Raw genomic sequence first — 22,471 nt, 5'->3', positions numbered from 1 at the left:
AAGGTTGTGACTCTGTGTGGGAGTCGGGAGCGAGAACAAAAACTGGCTAGCAATGGCCGCTCTACCAGGTGTCGTGGAACGTATCGAACCCAATCTCTGAGAGGGGTTTGTTGCCAACGGCGGCGTCGTACTCGCCTGGGGTGAGCATCGGCTTGTGGAATCGAGGCCCGTCGTCCGTCGTGATGCGTGGACAGCCGGTGTTGACGAAGGCATCCATGTCGAAGTTACGGAGTCGGTCCGGCGTCACTTCGTCCATCGTAATCAGGTAGGCATCGTCGTTGTCGTCGAGGATCCGCTCGGCGTCCTCCCAGCGACCCTGGCCGATCTTCGTACAGAAGATGACGCCCCACTTCTGTGCGTCCATCGCTTTGTGTACCGACGCATAGCGTTGTTTGATGAACTTCTCCGTATCCGCGACGGTGACGACGTTGTTGACGGGATCGGCGATAACGACGCGTTTGTCCGGGTGCTCCATCGCGAGGCCGAGCGGGTGGAACTTACCGCCACCGACGTAGAGGATCTGATCGGCATCGACGTCCGCGCTGGCGTAGTTACACCCGAGCACCTGCCCCTCGTGAGTCAATCGATCGTCGCCACGCCGAGTCTTGACCTCGTAGCCCTCGTCCTCGAGCGCCGATCGCATCTCGTCGAACCGGTTCATGTGCTGGGCCGTCGTTACCAGGCCGAGCGGCCCCTCCTCTGTGGGATCGGTCAGTTCTTCGAGGGCTTCGTCGATGATCGGGAGAACGTCGACGTTCGAGAAGAGCGGCACGTAGATCACTTTCTCGGTCTGTTTCATCGGCGAGTGGCCGAAGTGGACGAACACGTCCGACCGTTTCATCAGATAGGTGTCGAGATCGCACGCGCCATAACACGGCTGGCCGGAGAGGAGCACGCGAACGTCGTCAGTCAGATCACGTTCTTCGACGAGCGCGCGGATGTCGTCAGCGACGCGTGGGCCCCGCCGCTTCAACCCTTCCGGGAACTGCAGGCCGACGGTGTCTGCGTCCTTCTCTTCGATGGCCTCCGCGATGCGATCGAGCTCGTAGTCCCACTCCCGGTCGTGCTTGAGACGCATCCCCGTGTTCCGCAGGTCTCCCTCGCTATATGACGAGTCCTGGCTCATTGGACTCAGTACCGACTACGAACGTAAAACGTGCCCGTTTTGGCCGATTGGCGCTCACCGAGGAAACGAGGCCCAGTTTCACCCCAGTCAGACAGTCGTCAGACTGCCGTTCGTTCACTGAGATGTCGACGGGCAAAAAGTCATGGTACTGGAGTCTAAAGCGAGGGGTAATGTCGACGATTTCCGAACAAAACCTGTTCGACCTCTATCGCTCGTACATCGGGGAACCCGACAGTGAGCGAGACGTCTACGTCGGTTTTGGACTGTTCCTCTGTGGGATCGTCCTGGCCGTCGTCGCGCTCGGCCTGTTCGTCGTAGCAACCGGTCATCCGTATCGGTCACAAGAATTCTTCACGTGGACGCGACCCGCGTACACGCTCGGGATGGTATCGCTCCCGCTCGTCATGCTGGGCATCGTCGTCCTGCTGCCATCCGAACGACGCGTCCTCGCAGTCTCTGTCGTCGGCGCAGCGATCACGCTCGTTGCGACGTCCGGATTTCTCTTTTACGCGTATCCGGACCACTGGAACGGGTACGGAAACGACTACACCGTGCCTATCGTCACCGTCTACGCACTCGGGCTCGCCGCGATGGCGGCGTCCACGGGTGCAGCCCTGATCGCTCACTACCTCGATCTGGCCAGACAGATCGAAGTGACGCCCGAAGCGGACGAAGAGAAAGAACACTACACCGACGAAGAGATCGCGAGCGACATCGACGACGCGATGGAGGACGTCGAACTCTCCTGGGGAGGTGTCGAAAAGAGCGACAACACGACACTGACGTTCACCGGTCACGAGTTCGAAGACACCGAAGTGGGCGACGCCGGCGTCACGAAGACCCGGTCGACTGGCGTCCAATCACAGGTCGCGGGCCTCAAAGGGATGAAAGGCGGTGAGGCGAAGACGCAGACCTCCACGGGCACCGTCGACGACCAGACGGCGAAACTGAAGGAACTTCGAGAGCAAAAGCAAGCCGAAGACGTCGCCACCGCGGACGAGGGGCCAGTCGGGCGAGTACGATCGGGACTTGCTGGTGCGGCCAGAACGTTCAAATCCAAAGTCACAGCCGTTGGCCGACGGGTAAAGCGGAATTAATGACCGGCGCTGGTCGGTAAGGGCCAATTATACCCATATATCAAATCGGGAATTAATTCACATAGATTTATAATCCGTCAGTCGCCTTGCCCACATATGGCCAAAGGCCTAGACGTCGGAACAATGAACATCCTGTCGGCACAGCAGGATGGTAACGACACGGTATTCGTCCAGCAGCGCAACTCCTTCGTCGAGATCGAGTACTCGGACATGGCCGAGCAGATGCTCTCGCGAAGTGAAGTGCTTCACATCCGAAAAGACGACAAGGTGTACGTCGTCGGTGACGACGCACTCAACTTCGCGAACATCTTCAACAAGGAAACGCGCCGACCGATGTCCCAGGGGATCCTCTCCTCGGACGAGAAGTCGGCGATCCCGATGATGAAGCTCATCATCGAACAGGTCGTCGGCGAACCGGCCTACCCGGACGAGAAACTGTACTTCTCCACCCCGGCCGACCCGATCGACTCCAAGCTCTCGACGCTGTATCACCAGAAGACGATCGAATCATTCCTCAACGACGTCGGCTACGACGCGGAGCCGATCAACGAGGGGATGTCGGTCATCTACTCCGAACTTGCCGACAACAACTTCACTGGGCTCGGAATCAGCTTCGGTGCGGGTATGACGAACGTCTGTCTGGCGTACTACGCCGTCCCCGTCATGAAGTTCTCCGTCGCCCGCGGTGGCGACTGGATCGACGAGCAGGCCGCCCGCGCGACCGGGACGCCCGTCGACAAGGTCACCTCCATCAAGGAAGACGACTTCGAGCTCGACTTCACGACGGACGTCGGCGGCGTCGAAGGCGCCCTCTCGATCTACTACGAGAACCTGCTCGATTACGTCATCGAGAAGGTCGTCGAAGAGGTCGACGACGAAGACGTCGAAGAGGGACTCGACATCCCTGTCGTCGTCACCGGCGGTACCTCGAGCCCCAGCGGCTTCGAGGCGCTCTTCCGTGACCATCTCGAAGACGCGAACATCCCGTTCTCGATCAGTGGCGTCTCCCACGCCGACGAACCGCTCTACAGCGTCGCCCGTGGTGGCCTCGTCGCTGCCAGGTCCGACGAAGACATCGAACACGAAGGAGCAGACGAAGACGAAGCAGAGGCTGCCGCAGCCAGCGAGTAAGTCGGTCCCCGCAGATTCTTCTCGCCGTTATACCGAGTGTGGCCGCTTCAGATTCATTCGAGTATTCTGACGTGACAATTGACCCCACCTGAAGCGATCGTACTCTCACAGACTGGGGATCATGTCTGGGGATCGTCTGTGGCCGGGCTCAAAAATGGTATGAGTAGCCGAAGGTTCCTGTCCAACCAACCTAGCGGAACCACTCTCACACCCAGGGACAGCTAACACTGATACCTGACCGTACGGCCACCAGCGCAGAGACACGAGCGGAACGACAGAACAGGGACGAATCAACCGGTCGACCGGTCACTGATCGTAGAAACGGGCCATCGCGTCGCGCCACGATTCCTGTTCGAGCCACTCCGCCTCGTGCTCGACCGGCACGTCGGCGTACCCACACCGCTTACATGCCACCGTCGACGCCTCGGCGAGCGAAAGTCGCTCCAGCGGCGACTGACACCGGGGACAGTCGTCCATATTTAACCATCTCACTCAATGATCTTAATTCTATTTGATTTCTCGCCCGGTGCACCCAGCAAGCAACAGCCCGGGCCAATATATTACCACTATGCATTTACTAAGCTATTTGTATGCGGAGTGTGTATTGGGTTGTATGAGCGCAACGACGCAAGCCGATGTCAGTACGACCATCGACGGCTGTCGACCGGTGGACGTCACACCAATCGTCCTCGACGACGAAACGCTCGATTCGACTGCACCATCCTATTTGAGCGAGCTGAAGCGGACTCTCTCGGGGAAAGGTCTCCAGCCCGCACAGGTCCGGATTACGGCCCAGTTCGACGACGACTGCTCGTTCACGACGCAGGACGAACTCGATCGGATCCGCGAGTACGTTCGCGCAGCCTCGTTCCTCGGGGCCGGAACCGTAACCGTTCGTGTCGATACCGTGGCAGACGCCTCACGCGTCCAACCGGGTCTCGAAGCCTGTGCCGAACGAGCGAGGCGGGAGGGGCTTCAATTCTCGGTCGACGGACCGACGACGCTCTCGGTGTAATCGTGAGAGCCGGACGACCGACAGAAACGAAACACAGAGGGAGTTCTATCACCGAGTGTCGACAATGCCGTCTCGGCGGGATATCGCGAGAGCGCTCGAAACCGTCGCCGACTTCCGAGAGCCACAGGTCGAGCTCGAACAATATCTAACGGCACCGGATCTCGCGGCTCACATCTGCCACTTGGCAGCCATGCGTGGAGATATGGACGAGGCGACCGTCGTGGATCTCGGCTGTGGCACCGGGATGCTCGCACTCGGGGCACGCTGTGTCGAAGCCGACACGATCGTCGGACTGGACGTCGACCGGGCAGCCCTGGAAACTGCCGTACAGAACGAAAAGCGGCTGTTCGATCGACGGACGATCCACTGGGTCGAAGGCGACGCCACGCTTCCACCCACGTGTCCGACACAGGCGACCGTCATCTCAAATCCACCGTTCGGTGCCCAGCACGGCAATCGCCACGCCGATCGTGCGTTCCTCGACGCCACTGCCGCCCTCGCGAGCGTTTCCTACACGATCCACAACGCGGGCAGTCTCGATTTCGTCGAACAGTTCGCGAGCGACCACGGCGCCAGCGTAACCGATGCCTTCGAATCGACGATTCCGATCGACCACCGATTCGACCATCACACCGACGCCCGATCGTCGATCGACGTGGAAGTGTTCCGAATCGACTGGGCCGGCCCCAACGGTGGCGAGTGAATTGAACCGGTCGATGCGCCGTTGTCTCCTCTCACCGATAGGTCTCGACGGCGGCGATAGCTGCACGGGTTCCCTCGTGTTCGACGACGAGGGTATCGTCTTCGCGAACGAGTTCGACTGGTCCCATCGATGCCGTCTCACCGGGTGATGGGACGGCTGTCGTCACGTTCAGCCCGGAATCACTCGTTGCGCGAACCACGAACTCGCCGTCGACGGAGGCGATCGACAGCGAGGCCTCGTTGACGACGACGGACGAACGTTGGGAGCCGGACTCGAACGCCATCGTCCGGTCGTGCGACGGCGCGTCGAGCCAGACCTGGTACGTCGAGCCGTTGCCCACGACGTCCCACCCGGTCCGCTCGACACTGACGGTCTCACGCCAGCCGGGACCGCCGAGTTCGACGGTCGCGGTCCCGGAGTAGGCCAGCTGGTCTGCACTGACGGGGTTCGTCCAGAGTGAGCGTTCGGTGGACCAGACGATGACGCCGCTCGCGGAGACGGTTTCGTTGGACCCGTATGCGTCGAACGGAACGACCGAGACCAGTTCGTTCTGAACCGACTCGTCGTAGGTCACGCCGTAGTTCTCGAAAGAGAGCGCGGCTCGGTCGTCGGCAGGTGCGACCGAAACGGCGTTCAGCGCGAGAGCAGGGCCGCTGATCAGTGCGAGGAGCAGGACGACCGCCGTTACCGCGGTGGCGCGGCGAGATCGATTCGTCGCCGCCCGAAAGAACGGGGCCTGCACGACGGCCCGACGGATCCGGCCACCCGTGAGCGGGGTGGATCGATCGACCGGAAGGATCGGCCGGTCGGAGGCGGTCACGGCCAGCGTCACGAGCACGGAGAGTGCGAGGACGACGATGACTCCAGGTCCACGAAAGAGGACATAGCTCCCCGCCGATCCGTACCAGTAGATCGCCCACAGCGATTTCGAAAACCCGAACAGGACGACGGCGATCCAGAAGCGACGCGGATCGGGACGTGTCCCCCGACGTGCGGCGATCGCGAGCGCCAGTACCAGCCCGAGGAAAAAGCCGAGCGCGTGGGCCTGAATCGCGATCGAGGCCCACGACGGTGGCGCTGGCGGCTGTGCCTGGACCGACGCCTCGACGATCGGCGACTGAACAGCTCGGACGACCGTCAAGACGAGCCCGTGAACCCCGAGACTCGCGACGATCGTCGCGATCGGGTACGAGACCATCGCGAACCCGGCGAAGGCGTAGACGACACCGGAAAACCCGATCACCGGACCGACGGCGAACAGACTCGTCGCGAGCGCCACGCCACAGACCACGGCCGGAAAGACGAGAAACGCCCTAACTCGGGGATCGGCTCGAAGTGAACCGGAGTCGGCTACCCCGTCATCCGGGTAGTGGCCCCAGGCGTACTCGGCGATCGGGGCGAGGACGAGCGCACCCGTCAGGTTACCGAGAAGGTGATCGAAACTCGCGTGTGCGAAAGGCGCCGTCAACATCCCGAGTGGATACTGATACGACCACGCGCGATAGGGGATCACGACCGGATCCCGGATCGCACTCGACCCATCCTGAACGAACAGGTAGACGAAGAGAACGAACGAGATGACGACGAGCGTGCCCCATGGGATCCCCAGATACAGCCGAGAGCGAATGTGTGTCAGCCAGTCACCATCCGCAGCGCCAAGGCGGCTGACAGTGTAAACGGAGAGTGCAGCCAGGAGACAGACGGCGACAGCGATTAGCACGGAGGCCCATGGCATACGCCGACGATGTTTCCCGACTGGCAAAGCGGTTTCCTCTCGTCGTCGACGCCGGTCGTAGGATCCGCACGTCTCGACCGACGCCCTTCGAAAGGTACAAACAGCTAACTCGCCCACTGGGAAGTATGGAACTGCGGGTCACCGAGCGAACGGACGAAGAACTCTCTATCGAAATCGCCGGCGAGGACCACACCTTCATGAACGTCCTGAAGGGCAGTCTCCTCGAACACGAGCACGTCAATGCGGCGACCTACGACATCAATCCGGAGCAGTCCGGTGGACAGACCGATCCGATCTTGACGCTCAAAACCGACGGATCGATCGAACCGATCGACGCGCTCGAAGAGGCTGCAGGCGACATCAGAACGAAGGCGGCCGACTTCAAATCAGCGTTCGAAGCAGCAGCCTGAGACCGCGTCACGGAACCAGCGCGACGACCCGCCGTGTTGTTTTACTGTCTGATGGCGAGCCCGCGATCGGCGAGTGCTTCTTTCGTCTCCTGAATCGTGTACTCGCCGAAGTGAAAGATCGACGCGGCGAGTGCCGCGTCTGCGTCGGCGTCGGTGAACACGTCGTACATATCCCCCGGTTCCCCACATCCCGACGAGGCGATGACGGGCGTCGAGACGGCCTCGGTCACGGCGGACGTGAGCGCGAGATCGTAGCCGTCTTTCGTCCCGTCCCGGTCGATCGAGTTGACGAAGAGTTCACCAGCACCGCGCTGTTCGGCTTCACGGGCCCACTCGACGACGTCGATACCGGTCCCCTCTCGACCGCCGCTTTTCGTACACTCGAACCAGCACGATTCGCCGTCGACGTCGACGTAATGCTCTCCCTCGTCGTCGAAGCGTCGCCGCGCGTCGATACTGATGACGATGCACTGACTGCCGAACGCCCGTGCGCCGTCGTCGATGAGCTGGGGATTTTCGAGCGCGCCAGTCGTGATCGAGACCTTGTCGGCTCCGGCCCGGAGCGTCTCCGCGATGTCGTCGACGGTTCGGATCCCACCGCCGACAGTCAGGGGGATGAACACCTCGTCCGCGACCGACTCGACGACGTCGAGCATCGTCTCTCGCCCCTCCGCCGAGGCGGTGATATCGAGGAAGACGAACTCGTCGGCGCCCGCTTCGTTGTACTCACGGGCCATCTCGACGGGGTCGCCCGTGTACTCCAGGTTCTCGAAGTTGACACCGGTGTAGACGGCTGCGTTCCCGTCATCGTCGAGGTCGACGTCGATACAGGGAATAATACGTTTGGTGAGTCCCATACGGCTTCTATCGGGAGTTGGAGACGGAGGTAGTAAAGGGGTCCGGAGTAGTGGGGGTGGTAGCCGCAGTATCAGCGAGCGGGGTTACTGGGCGGCGTAATTCGTCTCTCGGAGTACCGACCCGCCGGTTGCCGGTCACATGAAGAGTCGGTCAGTTCCCACCCAATCGGTCTCGAAACGTAGTGACAGCGTCAGAGAGCGCCGCGAGTTCCGCCCGACAGCGTGCATACACGCGGTATTCGTCGTCGAGTGACACGTGGACGTCGGGATCGTTGTCGGCGTCGTTCCTGACGCGCTCGTCAGCCCTCCACTGTGTTCGGGACTCGACGAGCCGTTGAGTCCACTCTCGTAACAACCGGCCAACGCGGCGCCGAGCAACCCGCTCGACGTCGCAAGCAACCCTCGACGGGTGCAGTCTGTGGAGGGCATCTAGTTTCGGTAGCGACCCGTCGGATAAATACGCATTGAACGACACGAGCAAATAGCGGTGACCCGTGCCTTCCCGCTGGGCTAGTCACCGGCTGTAGACGGGTTTAAGGGGCCGTCCCGGCTACGACTACGCATGACGGACGAACCGGAAACCGCAGCCGCCGACGAGTCGGACACGCCAGACAGTACGGAACCGAATACGCCACGAGAGACGGCGCCAATGAGCGAATTCGGAACTGAAACGGTGACAGTCGGTATCCTCGTGCTCGTCGTTGGACTCGCAATCAGTTTCGGCGTCCCGCTGTTCGTGCTGTAAAACGGAGTCAGAAGACGTATTCGTCGTCGTGTCCCATCATTCCGTCGTCTTCGAATCCCGGTTCCTCTTCGTCCTGTGGGCCGCTCGTCTTGTACGCCTTGATCCCAGTCGAGAGCAGATCTTCGACCGCTTCTTCCCGGTTGACGAACTCGCCGCGTTCGACCATCTGGGCGATCTGCATCTCGAGATGTTCCGGAATCGTGAGCTCGACTTTCGGCATCTGATTCGGGTTTCGGTGGAGGGGTATTTAAGCCTGACGGGGATCCAACCATGCTGTGAACGACCGCCAGCGTGGCGGATAGCCCCGGACAGTACCGTCCGTCGCCATCGACTCGGTCGTCGGGTTCAGACGGACGCTCGGTTGCCATCAGGGCACCGGACGAGTCGATGCTGCCGCTCTCGATGGACATGGCAGCGGCCACGGTGAGCGAACCACTCGAACGACGCGGAACGGAACGACGCGGAAAGAGATCAGGGCGCGGGATCGAATCAGACCGAAGCTTACGAACTGCCCATCATCGAGTCGAACGTTTGTTTGAGCGATCGCCCAGGCGACGTGAGCATCGAGAGTGTCTGTTCCATCTGGTGCTGCTTGAAATAGCTCGCGAACGCCAGGATGGTTGGCGGCCAGAGGCCGACGAACAAGCCGCGTTGTTTGTCCCCCTTGAGGAAGAAGTAGTACCACGACAGGCCCACCGACGCCGCTGCGGCCATCACGGCCGGACCCATCGATGTGTCGCCTACCCCGCCTGCGGACTTCTCGGTCGACTGGTCAGGCATCAATTGTTTCGTTGCCATGCGTTTCGACCGGACGGCGACGCGGCACTTGGTTATCCCCAACGTATCGATTCGTCTCCGCCGAACGCTCCGTTTTTCCGACCGTTTCATCCCGTTTCACGCGCCCCACGAATCGGTGTGCGGAAAGGAGACAATGGTCCATTGAAACTGTCGGTCCGGGGCACACCGCTGCCAGCGAGTGGAGAAGTGACAGAATAATAGTAATTTGCCGACCGTCCTCGGCGGACGGCGACCGAACGAGCCCAACCGCCCCCTCGCGCCGGCCATCACGCCTCCTCAGTGGACGGTCTCAACTCCTCAGTGAACGGTCTCCACTCCCCAGTCGGCAGTCTCAACTCCTCAGTCGACGGTCTCCACGCCAAATCACGTCTCGTGGCGCTCGGTAGCCGGTCGCTCTCCGTCGGGTGGTAAACCACCAGACATACGTCCGTACCGACCGTCCAACCGGTATGGAAGACGTCACGGACCTCCACCGTGAGTTCGACGGGGACCGATTACCACCCGGACAGCGGAAGACGACCGCGTTTCCGGTCCTCTCGAAAGGGGAGACGCCAGCCGTCTCGCGCGAGGAGTGGTCGCTGTCGATTACGGGTGCCGTAGACGAGCCACAGACGCTCTCCTGGGAGGAATTCAGGGAGCTTCCGACGGTCACCCAGCGGCAGGACTTTCACTGCGTCACGGGCTGGAGCAAGTTCGACTGTACGTTCACCGGCATCTCGTTTCCCACGCTCGCCGAGCACGCCGGCGTGACTGACGACGCTGCCCACGTCCTGTTTTCGGCGAGTGATGGCTACACAACCGACCTGCCACTCGAAACGTGCATGCGCGAAGAAGTACTGCTCACCTGGGAGTTCGACGGTGAACCCCTCCCGCCGGATCACGGGGGCCCGGTCCGCGTCGTCACCCCACATCGCTACGCGTACAAGGGAGCCAAGTGGGTAGACGGCATCGAGTTCCTGACCGAACCGGCACTGGGATTCTGGGAGAAACGTGGTTACTCCGAGACAGCAAATCCGTGGAACGAGGAGCGATATAGTTAGGCTGAAGGGCGTGCCCGCCTGAATCTGGCCCAATGGAGAACGCCCCCGGTGGGCAGCCGTCACCGACGACCGAGTCACCAGCACTCGTGAGTCGAAGTCGCCAACTGGGCGACGTCTCGGTGCAACCAATCCTCGAAGCATCGTCGAGGCGACGACTGAGCTGGACCGCACCGACCGGTCCCGAAATCGTCGGCTGCGGCGTCGCCGCGTCGCTCACCGCGACCGGTCCGTCCCGAATCGACGACGTTCGCGAGCAAGCCGAGACGCAGTTCGCCCGGCTCGACTACGACGGACCGACAGTCGGTCGCCCGCGCGCGTTCGGTGGATTCTCGTTTCACGATCAGCGCCCCGTCACCGAAACTCCGAACGGAAGCGATCGAGGCGACAGTCCGTGGGAAGGGTTCGGCCCAGCGCGGTTCGTCATTCCGCGCGTTCAGGTCGTGAGCGCAGCCGACGAAACGTGGCTCACCGCCGTCGGATCGGACGACGCCGTCTCGACCGAGCTCGATCGATGGCAAACCCGGCTCGAATCGGCCCCGGCCGTCACCTCGGGAGAGTCACCGACCATCGAGTCACAGGAACGATCGACCCCGACCGACGCGTGGCGTCGACAGGTGCACCGAGCGGTCGAGACGATCGAGTCGACGGAACTGCAGAAGATCGTCCTGGCCCAATCACTGACCGCGACACTCGACGGAGACCTCGCACTCCCGACGATACTCACCCGACTTCAGCGACGCTACCCGGCGTGTTATCGGTTCGCGATCGACGGCACCGACAGCTCGTCCTTCTTCGGCGCGACACCGGAACGCCTCATCGCGAAAGACGGGACGACGTTCGAAACGGAGGCGCTGGCAGGGTCGGTCCCCAGGGGCGAGACGCCGGAGGCGGAGACGAGTCACGCCGCCGACCTCCGTCGGAGCGAGAAACTCGACGCCGAACACGCGTTCGTGGTCGATGCCATCCGCACGAACCTCACAGCCCTCGTCGAATCGATCACGGTCCGTCCACAGACGATCAAACGGCTGGCGACGATTCAGCACCTGCAGACCCCGATGCACGGCCGAATCGGTGCGAACACACACGTCCTCGACATCGTTCGGGCGCTCCACCCCACGCCAGCCGTCGGCGGCGTCCCGCAAACGCAGGCGTGTGAGACGATTCGAGCGATCGAACCGATCGACCGGGGCTGGTACGCCGCACCGATCGGCTGGTTCGACGAACACGGCGACGGAGAGTTCGCGGTCGGCATCCGATCGGGCGTGATCGCCGGGGAGACGGTGACGCTCTTCGCGGGCAACGGAATCGTCGCCGGAAGTGACGCCGACGAGGAAGCCGCCGAGATCGACCTCAAGTTCCGGTCGATCCTCGACGAACTGCACTGACGACAGGAGGATACGTGACACACCAAAACCGAGCGACACTCTGGGGACGGACAATCGTCGACGAACTCGCAGCCGGCGGCCTGGACGCGGTCTGTCTCGCCCCGGGGAGTCGATCGACACCGCTGACCGCCGCGTTCGACGCACATCCCGATGTGACGGTGTACTCGCAAATCGACGAACGGGCTGCGGCCTTCTTCGCCCTCGGCCGAAGTCGTCGTACCGGAAGCCCCACGGCGCTCGTCTGCACCTCCGGGACGGCCGCGGCGAACTTTCATCCCGCCGTCATCGAGGCCGATCACGGCCGCGTCCCGCTCGTCGTCCTGACGGCCGATCGACCCGCAGAGCTCACCGCGAGCGGGGCAAACCAGACGATCGATCAGACGGCCCTCTACGGTGATAGCGTCCGATGGTTCGCCGATTTGCCGGAACCGGCACCCGAAGACCGTCGACTCAGGAGCGTCCGAACCACCGTCGCGAGAGCGCTCTCGACGTCGACCGGGACGCCGGCGGGACCGGTCCACCTGAACTGCTCGTTCGCCAAGCCGCTCGATCCGGACCCGAACGCTGAACCGATCGACGACGAGCGACTCGAGTCACTGCTCGCACAATCGCGAGACGGGCCCTACGTCCGAACGACCAACGGGACGCAGACGGCCGATAGAGGGACGATCGACTCGATCGCGAACGCACTCGAAGCGGCAGAGCGACCGTTGCTCGTCGCCGGCCCCGCGGATCCGGGTGTCGTCGACGATGGCACAGACTGGCAGAAGACGCTCGTCGACGTGGCCGAGGCGATCCAGGCGCCAATCGTCGCCGATCCGCTGTCGGACGTCCGATTCGATCCGGCGGTCGCCTCGCCCACGATCTGTGGCGGCTACGACGCCTACGTCGACGAGGTACCCGCCCCGGACTGTGTCCTCCAAATCGGCGACGCCCCCACGTCCAAGACGCTCCGGCACACCCTTCGAGACGCCTCGTGTCGACAGTTCCTGATCGATCCGGCGGGGTCGTGGCGAGAAGCGACGTTCACGGCCACCGACCTCGTCGAGACCGACCCCCGCCACCTGATAGACGGCCTTGCCGATCGCCTCGTCGGAACGGACAGGGCGGACGAACGAAACCAACGCGGGGACGAACGTGACACCTGGCTCGAGACGTTCGTCGACGCCGAGCAAGTCGTCGACGACCAGATCACTGGGGCGACGACGACTGAGACGCTGGAAACCGACCCGCTCGAAGGAAGCGTCCTCCGGACCGTCCTCGCACGGACGCCCGACCCCTCGACGGTCTTCGTCTCGAACTCGATGCCGATCCGGGACGCCGACCTCTTCGGACGGCCGCGCGCGGCCGACGTCACCGTCCTCGCGAACAGGGGAGCGAGCGGCATCGACGGGATCGTCAGCTCCGCACTCGGCGCTGGCCGGGCCACGACCGACCCGCTCACACTGGTCACCGGCGATCTCGCGCTCTATCACGACAGTAATGGGCTCCTCGCGCTCTCTCGGTGTGACGTCGAGGCGACGATCGTCGTCGTCCACAACGACGGGGGCGGTATCTTCCACAAACTCCCAATCGAAGCCCACGATCCACCGTTTACCGCACAGTTCAAGACACCCCACGGGCTCGACTTCTCGGCGCTAGCGCAGTTGTACGACTTCGACTACCACGACACCAGCCCAGCCGACTTCGAATCGACCTACAGAGCAGCACGCGAGTCGGACGGCACGAATCTCGTCGCGGTACACGTCGATGCGGGATCGAGTCACCGACGCCGCGAGGAACTCGTCGAGCGAATCGCCGCCGAGTGTCGACGCTAACACGCAGTTAGTGGAGACGACGACTCCTTCCTCCAGTTACTGTCTCAGCACCCACCAGACCGCTGTAGCGTACCCGAACGGGATCCAGAAGCCCGCCTGCGCGACGAGCGCGAGCGGAGCCACCGGCGAGATCGCTCCCGTGAGACCGAACCAGGCCGAGACGAGGAGACCCCACCCACCGAACGTGGTGAGGGCGATCCGCGGCACGGTGAGGAGATAGCCCACCAGCACGAGCGTACAGCACGCGACCAGGAGATTGACCGGCCACGAGAAGGCGGGCGTCACCGACGCGTACACCAGAAATGGGTAGATCACGGCGATGCCGCCGCCGACAACGAGGGTCGTGCCGTCGATCGGACCAAGGGACCGGTCGACCGCGATGTCGTCGTCCCACTGCGAGACGACGAAATCTGACGAAGGCGCGGACCGATTCATGTCCGAGTGGCCCCCTGTGGAGGCGTCGTGGGCGGATCCACGCGCCGACCGCGTCTGCTCGCCGCTGTGAGTTCCGTACGCTGTCTTCGCGGCCGCATCGCCGACCGAAGCCGAATCGGTTCCAGTTCGGTCGAACGGCCAGTCCGTCGTCTGCTGGCTCGCCCGAGCTCGCTGTCGGCGGGCGCGCTGTCTAGCGTGGTGGCTCGGGCCCGAGCGATCGGTCTCGTCGTTCGCCCTCGTCGAGTAGCGATCCCACCACTCCTCGTCGGGCCAGTGCCCAGTCCCAGTCGCTCCAGACGGGTCGGCGTTCGTGGCGGTGTCGTCAGGGGTGGAGTCACCATGGTTGGAGTCGGGATGGGACCCGGCTGCGTTCGTCGAATCTGCCGTTGCACTCCCGAGATCGGCTGCGCCAGTGTACGCAGCGTGTCCGAGTCGATCGTATCGGGACCGTTCCGTCTCGTCGGTGAGCACGTCGGCAGCGGTCGTCACCGTGGTAAACTCGGCGGTCGCGTCCGGGTCGTCGTTGTGATCGGGATGCGTCTCGAGGACACAGTCGCGAAACGCACGCTCGATCACATCCCTTGAGGCGTCGGGAGTGACGCCCAGGACGTCGTAGTACGACTCACCCATCTCTCCGTCGACTCGTCGGGCCGTCGTAAAAAATCGATCGACGCCGGTGGCACTCGACGCGCGGCCACTCCAGCGGGGCGCTCGCCGTGTCGGGAAGCTATTTGGGGTCGACCACGAAGGATTCGACAATGGTGTCCGATCTGTTCGACGAATCACAATGGGAGTCGGTATCGGGATTCGATTTCGAGGATATTACCTACCATCGAGCGATCGAGTCCGGGACGGTGCGGATCGCGTTCGATCGACCGGCGGTCAGGAACGCATTCCGCCCCAGGACGGTCGACGAGCTCTCGGACGCGCTCCGCCACGCGAAGCGCCAGACGGACGTGGGGTGTGTCCTGCTGACCGGCAACGGGCCGTCACCCAAGGACGGCGAGTGGGCGTTTTGCTCCGGCGGCGATCAGACGATCCGCGGCGACTCGGGGTACGAGTACGACGGCACCGAAGACCGGGCCTCCGAGGGCGGTCGGCTTCACATCCTCGAAGTACAGCGCCAGATCCGCCACCTCCCGAAGGTCGTGGTCTGCGTCGTTCCGGGCTGGGCCGTCGGCGGGGGTCACTCCCTGCACGTCGTCTGTGACCTCACACTCGCCTCGCAGGAACACGCCCAATTCCTCCAGACGGATCCCGACGTCGCGAGCTACGACGCCGGATTCGGCTCGGCGTACCTCGCACGGCAGATCGGCCAGAAGAAGGCCCGCGAGGTCTTCTTCCTCGGAAAGACGTACTCGGCCGACGAGGCAGCGGAGATGGGCATGGTGAACGAGGTCGTTCCCCACGACGAACTCGAGGAAACGGCGCTCTCGTGGGGCGAGCGGATCAACGCGAAGAGCCCGACCGCCATGCGGATGCTCAAGTACGGCTTCAACATGGCCGACGACGGTTTCGTCGGCCAGCAGGTCTTCGCCGGCGAAGCGACCCGCCTCGGCTACATGACCGACGAGGCCAAAGAAGGCCGCGACGCGTTCGTCGAAGGGCGCGAACCCGAGTTCGAGGAGTATCCGTGGCACTACTGAGGGAGTTGAGCCGACGGACGGCAATTCGTCGTGATCGGTCGAGACCACACTCGACCGCAATGCCAACGTTGACACTCTCGCGGGACGACAGTAGTGACCAATGACGACGGCCGAGTCGAACGTCTCTCCGACGAGCGCGTGGCTGATGGCTGCCCGCCCGCAGACGCTTCCGGCGGCGATCGCCCCGGTGCTCGTCGGAACGGCACTGGCGGTACACGATCACGTCTTCGCCCCGCTCCCGGCAGCCCTGGCGCTCCTCGGAGCGGCGCTCATCCAGATCGGGACCAACTTCGCCAACGACTACTACGACGCGAAGCACGGCGCGGACACGGACGACCGCGAGGGCTTTACGCGCGTGACCCAGTCGGGACTCATCGCCGCGAGTCAGGTGAAAACGGCGGCGATCGTCACCTTCGGCCTCGCGATCGCCTCGGGGACGTACCTCGTCTACGTCGGCGGGCTCCCGATCCTCGTGATCGGACTCACCGGCGTGCTGTTCGGCTGGGCGTACACCGGAGGCCCGTACCCGCTCGGCTATCACGGACTCGGTGACGTCTTCGTCTTCGTCTACTTCGGGCTGGTCGCCGTCGGCGGCACGTACTACGTGCAGGCCGCCGACACGCTCGTCGAGGGCGTTCCACTGTCCGTTCCACCAGAGGCGATCACCGCACTCGCGCTGCTGGCCGGGGTCCCGATCGGCGCGCTCGCGACGGCGATCCTCGTCGTGAACAACCTCCGAGACATCGACACCGACCGGGAAACCGGGAAGCGAACACTCGCGGTCCGGTACGGTCGGCGGTTCAGCAAGTACCAGTGGGCGTCCCTCGTCGGCCTCGCGTACCTGATCCCGGTCTGGCTCTGGATCGACACCGAACTCTCCACGTTCGTCCTCGTGCCGGTACTGACGATTCCACACGCGATACTGGTCGGGCGGCTCGTCTGGCGGGAAGTCGACCTCAACTTCGCGCTCGAACGGACCGGAATGTTGCTCACGCTGTACGCGATCACCTTCGCCGGAGGGTTGATCCTCGCGTGAAACTCGACGTGCAGTATCGGGCGTTCAGCTGTCGGCTCACGCGGCCCCTCCGGACCGCCAACGGAGACATCGAAGAGCGCAGCGGCTTTCTCATCCGGATCTCCGATGGGACAGACACCGGCTACGGTGAAGCGACCCCGCTCGCTGGCTGGACGGAGTCGACCGACGCATGTCGAGCGGCACTCGACGACGCCGTCGACGCCGCTTCGAACGGCCAGTCAGCCGTGCTCGACGCCGTCGACGACACGGCCGCCGCGCGCCACGGGATCTCACTCGCACTCGGGGACTTAGCCGCGACGCGTGATGCGAACCCGCTGTATCGTGACCTCGGCGCACTCGAACGCGTTCCGAGGATTCCCGTCAACGCGACGATCGGCGACGGCTCTCCCTCGGAGACGGTCGACGCCGTCGAACGCGCGGTCGATGACGGATTCAGTTGCTGTAAACTCAAGGTCGGCCGCGACGAGGTCGACGAGGATATAGACCGCATTCGTCGTGTCCGGGATGCTGTGGGTCCCGACGTAGACTTGCGCGTGGACGCGAACGGCGCCTGGACGTTCGACGAGGCAGAACGCGCACTCGACGAACTCGACGACCTCGGCGTCTCGATCCTCGAACAACCACTCCCGGCGGGTGCGCTGTCCGGACTCGCCGAGTTACGGGGCAACGGTGTCGCCATCGCCGTCGACGAGGGCCTGCTCGAACACGGCGTCGACGCCATCGAATCCGCCCAGGCGGCCGACGTCTACGTCCTCAAACCGATGGCGCTCGGCGGCGTCGACGTCGCCCGACGCGTCGCCGCCTGGGTAGCCGAATCCAATCGGTCGGCGATCGTCACCACGACGATCGATGCCGTGGTCGCTCGAACCGCAGCGGTGCACCTCGCGGCGGCGATTCCCAACGTCCTGGCGTCGGGCGTCGCAACCGGCGACCGGCTGGCGGACGATCTCGCGCGCGATCCCGTCTTCATCGACGGTGGCACCGCCGTCATCCCGCAAACGAAGGGATTAGGCGTCGAAAACGTCTGGACCGAACCGTGACACCGACGAGCTGGCCGACGACGGATCTCTGTGCGAAACGGGCCGCCACGACACCGGACCGAACGGCGCTCGTCGACGGCGACAGCGGTCGTCAATGGACCTACCGCGAACTCGACGACGCCGTCGATGCGACCGCTACGAGATTCGACCTCGAACCAGGGGCGGTCGTCGCAACGATTCTCCCGACCGGCCCCCAGATCGTCGTCACGATCTTCGCCCTCGCTCGCCTCGGGGCAACGGGCGTGCTCCTCTCGCCGGACGAGTCCGCCGACGAACTCAGGACGAAAACTGACCAGACGTCGATCGACTGCTTCGTCGGAGCCGCAGAGACCGAATCGGTTGCAAAAGCGCTCGCCAGTTCGGACGGCGTGGACCACGTCACGATCGACCCGATCGGCGACACCGGGCCGACCGACGACCAATCCACCAACGCGGACGAGCGGGATCACGCGGACCGGAACCGACGAATCGACCCGGCGCCACTCGCTCCCGACCACACGCAGATCGTCGTCTTCACGTCCGGGACGACCGGGACTCCCAAGGGTGTCAGGGTGACCGTCGAGAACCTCCGCGCGAGCGCGATAGCCTCCGCACTCCGACTGGGCGTCGATCCATCCGATCGGTGGCTCGTTCCCCTCCCGCAACATCACATGGGCGGGTTCGCGCCGATCATCCGCTCGGCGCTGTACGGGACGGCGGTCGTCACGACGCGGCAGACGGGGCCGGCCGATATCGCCCGTCACATCGAGTCTCACCGGTGTACGGGCCTCTCGGTCGTCCCGACGATGGTCCGGTCCCTGCTGGAGTGGGGGTGGGAACCGCCGGCTCACCTCAGGTTCGTCCTCGTCGGTGGCGCACCGACGCCGCCCGAGCTGGTGACCGACGCACTTGAGGCCGACGTTCCCATCTACCCGAGCTACGGAGCGAGCGAAGCCGCCTCACAGATCGCCACGGCGACACCGAGCCAGGCCAGCCGCGCGCCGGAGTCCGTCGGTAACCCGCTGTTCGAGACGGACGTTCGAATCGTCGATCACGAGGGAAACCCCGTCGAACGCGGCGAATCCGGCGAAGTAGTCGTGTCAGGTCCGACAATCTCACCGGGCTATCTCGATCCGGATCAGACGGCCGGATCGTTCACGGACGGGCGCTTTCGAACCGGCGACCTCGGGCACAGAGACGACGTCGGTCGACTCCGGATCACTGGTCGACGAAGCGATCGGATCATCACCGGCGGGGAGACGGTCGATCCGGCGGAAGTCGCCCGCGTACTCCGATCACACGAGGGCATCGCGGATGCGGCCGTCGTGGGGATCCCAGACAGGAAGTGGGGCGAACGCGTCGCAGCAGCGCTCGTTCTCGAACCAGGAGTCGGGGACTTCGAGCGACAGGCTGTCGAGACGTTCTGTGAGAACCGACTGGCCACTCACAAGCGACCACGGACCATCGCCGTCGTCGAACAGCTGCCACGGACGGATTCGGGCACGGTCGACAGGAATCAACTCGCAAAGAGACTTGACGACGAGTGACCACTTCAACGGCCGCTCGTCACGCTGAACTGGAACACAAAACTAAGCGATTGTACGCAGGAAAACGGGGCGTCACCACGCCGCCGAACGCGAACACTCAGTTTTCGGACTGCAGATCCTGAAACGCACCGACGAAGTCGTCGTGCGATTGCATTCCCGAGACGCTCTCGTCGACCTCTGCGCGCAACTCGTCGACGCGGCCGACGAGTTCCTGGTACTCCTCGTTCGTCTCGAGTTCGCGCTCGGCCTTCTCGGATTCGAGCAGCGCTTTCTTCGAGACCAGCGCGTAGTACTCCTGGATGTCAGATTCGTACACAGAGCGGCTGAGGACGGAGTCGATCATCTCGAACAGTTCGTCTTTCGAGACCGGTTTGACGAGATAGTCGTCGAATCCCATCTCGATGATGTCGAAGTCCGGATCGACGGCGGTCACCATGACGACGCGACAATCGTAGCCGGCATCGCGAATCTCGCTCAACACCTCGTCTCCCGAGAGCCCCGGCATCCGTCTATCCAGCAACACGATCTCGACCGAGTCACTCATCTTCGAGAGGGCTTCCTCGCCGTCGTAGGCGGTCTCGACGGTGTACTCCGTGCCGATCCACGCCGCAAAGAGATCCGCGAGTCTCGCTTCGTCGTCGACGACGAGAACGTCGGGTTCGTCGTCACTCATCCGTCGACCCCTCCCGTTCCATCACCATCGGTACTGCCACGTTGGACGAATGGTATCACTCCATGATAAATCTCGCGACCAGTTGTAGACTTTCCGACATTGAATTTGGCGCAGATCGACCTGGGGGTGCCAACAAGAAGACAGGTAATCCGATTGTCCGGTCCAGGCGCAACCGTGACCGGTGTGGAACGGTACACGGTGAGAGTCCACCAACCCAACTCAAATAGTAATCGAAACAGCACCAGCAATCCGATGGCTGCGATCAGCCAGGCGCGACGTTATTCGCCCTCGAATTCGGGATCGCGATCCGACTGGAACGCAGACAGGCCTTCCCACAGGTCGTCAGTGGTGAACAGGTGGCCGAACGAACTCGACTCGACCTCGAGGCCAGCGTCGACACCATCGCGACCGGCGAGCATCGCGCGCTTGGTGAACTTCATCGCGATCGGTGGGCCGGCAGCGAGATCACGGGCCAGTTCCCAGGCCCGGTCCTCGAACTCCGCTGTTGGAACGACTTCGTTGACGAAGTCGTAGTCGGCCATCGTCTCGGGGTCGTAGTCGTTGCGTGCCGTGAAGATGATCTCCTTGGCGCGACCTTCCCCGACGATTCGCGGCAGGCGCTGGGTGCCGCCCCAGCCGGGAAGCAGTCCGAGGTTGTGTTCGGGCTGACCGAACTGGGATCGTTCGCTGGCGATCCGCATGTCGGCACAGGCGGACAGTTCCATCCCACCGCCGAGACAGTACCCATCGATAGCCGCGAGCACCGGAACCGGAATTGCTTCGAGTCGACCGAAGACACGTTGGCCCAGCCGGGACAGTTCGGCCGCTTCGATGCCGCTTCCCGCCGCTGCGGTGGAGGCGTCGAACCCGGCCGAGAACGCTCGATCGCCGTCGCCGGTGAGCAAGATGGCACGAACTGCGTCGTCGTCGACGAGCTGATCGATCGCGACGTCGATCTCTTCGATCATGTCGGTCGTGATCGTGTTCATCCGGTGGGCCCGGTCGATCTGGATGTGACCGACCTTGCCATCGACCTCGACGGCGATCGCGTCGAACGAGACGATGTCCTCCCCGCCCGCGTCGTCGCCCGCGTAGAACTGGCCGTCCTCGGCAGCCTCGGCGAACGCGTCGGATGGCTCGTGACGTGCGGCCCCGCTCTCCTCGTACGTCGATTCGAGTGCCTCGAACAGGTCGTCGAGACCGCGGTCGTCTGCCAGCTTCGCAGGCCCATCGGGGAAGCCTGCACCGAGTTGCATCGCGCGGTCGATAGCGTCCGGACCGGCCACGTCGTCGTCGATCAACTGGGCGACCTCGTCCGCCATCACGGCCAGCAGGCGGTCCTCGATCCACTCGGCGCCAGCGTCGGTCGGAATCTCGACGCCGTCGCCGTCCTCGTAGTCGTAAACGCCCTTGCCGGATTTCTTGCCCAGTTCACCGGCTTCGACCTTCTCCTCGGTCATCGGGCACGGCTTGTAGGCCTCGCCCAGCGTCTCGTGCATGTACTCCTGGACGTGGAGGCCGACGTCGAGCCCGACCTGGTCCGTGAGTTCGAACAGCCCCATCGGGAGTCCCATGTCGTAGCTCGCCGTGGAGTCGACCGCCGCGACGGTGGCCTCGTCCTCGTAGACCATCCACGCCGCCTCGTTCATCAGGGGAACGAGCACGCGGTTGACGATGAACCCGGGCGAATCCTTGTGGACGCGGACGGGCGTCTTCCCGAAGTCCTCGGCCAGGCCACCGATCGCATCGAGCGTCTCGTCTGACGAGTGCGCGCCCGAGATAACCTCGACCAGTTGCATGCGCACGGGCGGGTTGAAGAAGTGCATCCCACAGAACTGTTCGGGGCGGTCCGTCACCTCGGACAGTTCCGTAATCGAGAGGCTCGATGTGTTCGTCGCGAAGATGGTCCGGTCGGGAGCGTGTTCCTCGACCTCGCTGTAGACGTCCTTCTTGATGTCCATCTTCTCCGGGACGGCCTCGATGACGACGTCCGCATCACCGACTGCCTCACCCACGTCGACGAGCGGTGTGATCCGATCGAGCGCCTCGTCGGCGTCAGCCTCCGAGATCTGCTCCCGTTCGGCGAGCTTGCCCAGCGACCACTCGATCTGCTCGTAACCGTTCTGGACGAACTCCTCTTTGATGTCGCGCAGGCACACGTCGTACCCAGCGAGGGCCGCGACCTCCGCGATGCCGTGGCCCATGTTTCCCGCACCGAGAACTGCGACGGTGTTGATCTCTTCAAGATCCATGCCC

At 63.5% G+C, this 22,471-nt stretch carries 22 protein-coding genes; 13 read left to right on the top strand and 9 right to left on the bottom strand.

Going from position 1 to position 22,471, the window contains the following annotated elements; genetic code table 11:
- Positions 1 to 61: 61 nt before the first annotated feature.
- Positions 62 to 1,126 carry a diphthamide biosynthesis enzyme Dph2 gene (gene dph2 / locus HALRU_RS06555; protein WP_015300615.1) on the bottom strand — a complete coding sequence of 355 codons (1,065 nt, stop codon included), beginning with the start codon at positions 1,124 to 1,126 and terminating at the stop codon, positions 62 to 64.
- Positions 1,127 to 1,296: 170 nt separating this feature from the next.
- On the opposite strand from dph2, the gene HALRU_RS06550 reads away from it, so the two are divergent.
- Positions 1,297 to 2,223, top strand: coding sequence for a DUF7139 domain-containing protein (locus HALRU_RS06550; protein WP_015300614.1), 927 nt, complete (start codon positions 1,297 to 1,299; stop codon positions 2,221 to 2,223).
- A 96-nt stretch (positions 2,224 to 2,319) separates the two neighbouring features.
- On the top strand, positions 2,320 to 3,354 hold the full coding sequence (locus HALRU_RS06545) for a hypothetical protein (protein ID WP_015300613.1): 1,035 nt from the start codon (positions 2,320 to 2,322) through the stop codon (positions 3,352 to 3,354).
- 306 nt (positions 3,355 to 3,660) lie between these two features.
- Here HALRU_RS06545 and HALRU_RS06540 read toward each other — a convergent pair whose 3' ends face one another.
- Entirely contained in the window at positions 3,661 to 3,831 is a 171-nt protein-coding gene (locus tag HALRU_RS06540) for a zinc finger domain-containing protein (RefSeq protein WP_007696981.1), read from the bottom strand.
- 136 nt (positions 3,832 to 3,967) lie between these two features.
- Here HALRU_RS06540 and HALRU_RS06535 point away from each other — a divergent pair, with 136 nt between their 5' ends.
- Positions 3,968 to 4,369 (top strand): hypothetical protein, encoded by a 402-nt coding sequence (locus HALRU_RS06535; RefSeq protein WP_015300612.1) that lies wholly within the window; start codon positions 3,968 to 3,970, stop codon positions 4,367 to 4,369.
- 202 nt (positions 4,370 to 4,571) lie between these two features.
- Positions 4,572 to 5,072 (top strand): methyltransferase, encoded by a 501-nt coding sequence (locus HALRU_RS06530; protein ID WP_171814982.1) that lies wholly within the window; start codon positions 4,572 to 4,574, stop codon positions 5,070 to 5,072.
- A 31-nt stretch (positions 5,073 to 5,103) separates the two neighbouring features.
- Here the strand turns inward: HALRU_RS06530 and HALRU_RS06525 are convergent, their stop codons facing one another.
- Positions 5,104 to 6,807 (bottom strand): rhomboid family intramembrane serine protease, encoded by a 1,704-nt coding sequence (locus tag HALRU_RS06525; RefSeq protein ID WP_015300610.1) that lies wholly within the window; start codon positions 6,805 to 6,807, stop codon positions 5,104 to 5,106.
- 125 nt (positions 6,808 to 6,932) lie between these two features.
- On the opposite strand from HALRU_RS06525, the gene HALRU_RS06520 reads away from it, so the two are divergent.
- Positions 6,933 to 7,217, top strand: a complete 285-nt coding sequence (locus HALRU_RS06520) for a DNA-directed RNA polymerase subunit L (protein ID WP_015300609.1) — start codon at positions 6,933 to 6,935, stop codon at positions 7,215 to 7,217.
- A 41-nt stretch (positions 7,218 to 7,258) separates the two neighbouring features.
- On the opposite strand, the gene hisF is transcribed toward HALRU_RS06520, so the two are convergent.
- Positions 7,259 to 8,074, bottom strand: coding sequence for an imidazole glycerol phosphate synthase subunit HisF (gene hisF, locus HALRU_RS06515; RefSeq protein WP_015300608.1), 816 nt, complete (start codon positions 8,072 to 8,074; stop codon positions 7,259 to 7,261).
- Between the two features lie 562 nt (positions 8,075 to 8,636).
- Here hisF and HALRU_RS06510 point away from each other — a divergent pair.
- Positions 8,637 to 8,819 carry a DUF7550 family protein gene (locus tag HALRU_RS06510; RefSeq protein WP_015300607.1) on the top strand — a complete coding sequence of 61 codons (183 nt, stop codon included), beginning with the start codon at positions 8,637 to 8,639 and terminating at the stop codon, positions 8,817 to 8,819.
- Positions 8,820 to 8,826: 7 nt separating this feature from the next.
- Here HALRU_RS06510 and HALRU_RS06505 read toward each other — a convergent pair whose 3' ends face one another.
- Positions 8,827 to 9,039 (bottom strand): DUF7120 family protein, encoded by a 213-nt coding sequence (locus tag HALRU_RS06505; RefSeq protein WP_007697004.1) that lies wholly within the window; start codon positions 9,037 to 9,039, stop codon positions 8,827 to 8,829.
- A 281-nt stretch (positions 9,040 to 9,320) separates the two neighbouring features.
- Complete coding sequence (locus HALRU_RS06500; RefSeq protein ID WP_015300606.1) at positions 9,321 to 9,617, bottom strand: hypothetical protein; 297 nt, start codon at positions 9,615 to 9,617, stop codon at positions 9,321 to 9,323.
- 449 nt (positions 9,618 to 10,066) lie between these two features.
- Between HALRU_RS06500 and HALRU_RS06495 the strand changes: the two genes are divergently transcribed.
- Genes HALRU_RS06495 through menD form a run of 3 tightly spaced genes read left to right on the top strand, consistent with a single transcriptional unit; the run spans position 10,067 to position 13,859 of the window.
- A complete protein-coding gene (locus tag HALRU_RS06495; protein WP_015300605.1) occupies positions 10,067 to 10,657 on the top strand; it encodes a sulfite oxidase-like oxidoreductase in 591 nt (196 codons plus the stop codon).
- Positions 10,658 to 10,689: 32 nt separating this feature from the next.
- Positions 10,690 to 12,042 (top strand): isochorismate synthase, encoded by a 1,353-nt coding sequence (locus HALRU_RS06490; RefSeq protein ID WP_015300604.1) that lies wholly within the window; start codon positions 10,690 to 10,692, stop codon positions 12,040 to 12,042.
- A 14-nt stretch (positions 12,043 to 12,056) separates the two neighbouring features.
- Positions 12,057 to 13,859: a 2-succinyl-5-enolpyruvyl-6-hydroxy-3-cyclohexene-1-carboxylic-acid synthase gene (gene menD, locus HALRU_RS06485; RefSeq protein ID WP_015300603.1), complete on the top strand. Its 1,803-nt coding sequence runs from the start codon at positions 12,057 to 12,059 to the stop codon at positions 13,857 to 13,859.
- A 36-nt stretch (positions 13,860 to 13,895) separates the two neighbouring features.
- Here the strand turns inward: menD and HALRU_RS06480 are convergent, their stop codons facing one another.
- Entirely contained in the window at positions 13,896 to 14,924 is a 1,029-nt protein-coding gene (locus HALRU_RS06480) for a J domain-containing protein (protein ID WP_015300602.1), read from the bottom strand.
- 128 nt (positions 14,925 to 15,052) lie between these two features.
- Between HALRU_RS06480 and HALRU_RS06475 the strand changes: the two genes are divergently transcribed.
- The 4 genes from HALRU_RS06475 (at position 15,053) to HALRU_RS06460 (ending at position 19,542) form a co-directional block, all read left to right on the top strand.
- Positions 15,053 to 15,940 carry a 1,4-dihydroxy-2-naphthoyl-CoA synthase gene (locus tag HALRU_RS06475; RefSeq protein WP_015300601.1) on the top strand — a complete coding sequence of 296 codons (888 nt, stop codon included), beginning with the start codon at positions 15,053 to 15,055 and terminating at the stop codon, positions 15,938 to 15,940.
- 100 nt (positions 15,941 to 16,040) lie between these two features.
- The gene (locus HALRU_RS06470) at positions 16,041 to 16,976 is read left to right on the top strand and encodes a 1,4-dihydroxy-2-naphthoate polyprenyltransferase (RefSeq protein ID WP_015300600.1); all 936 of its coding nucleotides are present in this window, start codon (positions 16,041 to 16,043) and stop codon (positions 16,974 to 16,976) included.
- Positions 16,973 to 18,016: a mandelate racemase/muconate lactonizing enzyme family protein gene (locus HALRU_RS06465; protein ID WP_015300599.1), complete on the top strand. Its 1,044-nt coding sequence runs from the start codon at positions 16,973 to 16,975 to the stop codon at positions 18,014 to 18,016. The genes HALRU_RS06470 and HALRU_RS06465 overlap by 4 nt, the downstream gene beginning before the upstream one ends.
- Complete coding sequence (locus tag HALRU_RS06460; RefSeq protein ID WP_015300598.1) at positions 18,013 to 19,542, top strand: class I adenylate-forming enzyme family protein; 1,530 nt, start codon at positions 18,013 to 18,015, stop codon at positions 19,540 to 19,542. The genes HALRU_RS06465 and HALRU_RS06460 overlap by 4 nt, the downstream gene beginning before the upstream one ends.
- 97 nt (positions 19,543 to 19,639) lie before the next feature.
- Here HALRU_RS06460 and HALRU_RS06455 read toward each other — a convergent pair whose 3' ends face one another.
- On the bottom strand, positions 19,640 to 20,215 hold the full coding sequence (locus tag HALRU_RS06455) for a response regulator transcription factor (protein WP_015300597.1): 576 nt from the start codon (positions 20,213 to 20,215) through the stop codon (positions 19,640 to 19,642).
- 278 nt (positions 20,216 to 20,493) lie between these two features.
- Complete coding sequence (locus tag HALRU_RS06450; RefSeq protein ID WP_015300596.1) at positions 20,494 to 22,467, bottom strand: 3-hydroxyacyl-CoA dehydrogenase/enoyl-CoA hydratase family protein; 1,974 nt, start codon at positions 22,465 to 22,467, stop codon at positions 20,494 to 20,496.
- Positions 22,468 to 22,471: the final 4 nt, after the last annotated feature.

Source organism: Halovivax ruber XH-70 (assembly GCF_000328525.1).
Lineage (GTDB): Archaea > Halobacteriota > Halobacteria > Halobacteriales > Natrialbaceae > Halovivax > Halovivax ruber.
Note: the sequence above shows the minus strand (reverse complement) of the source record. Positions and strands in the feature narration are given on the sequence as shown.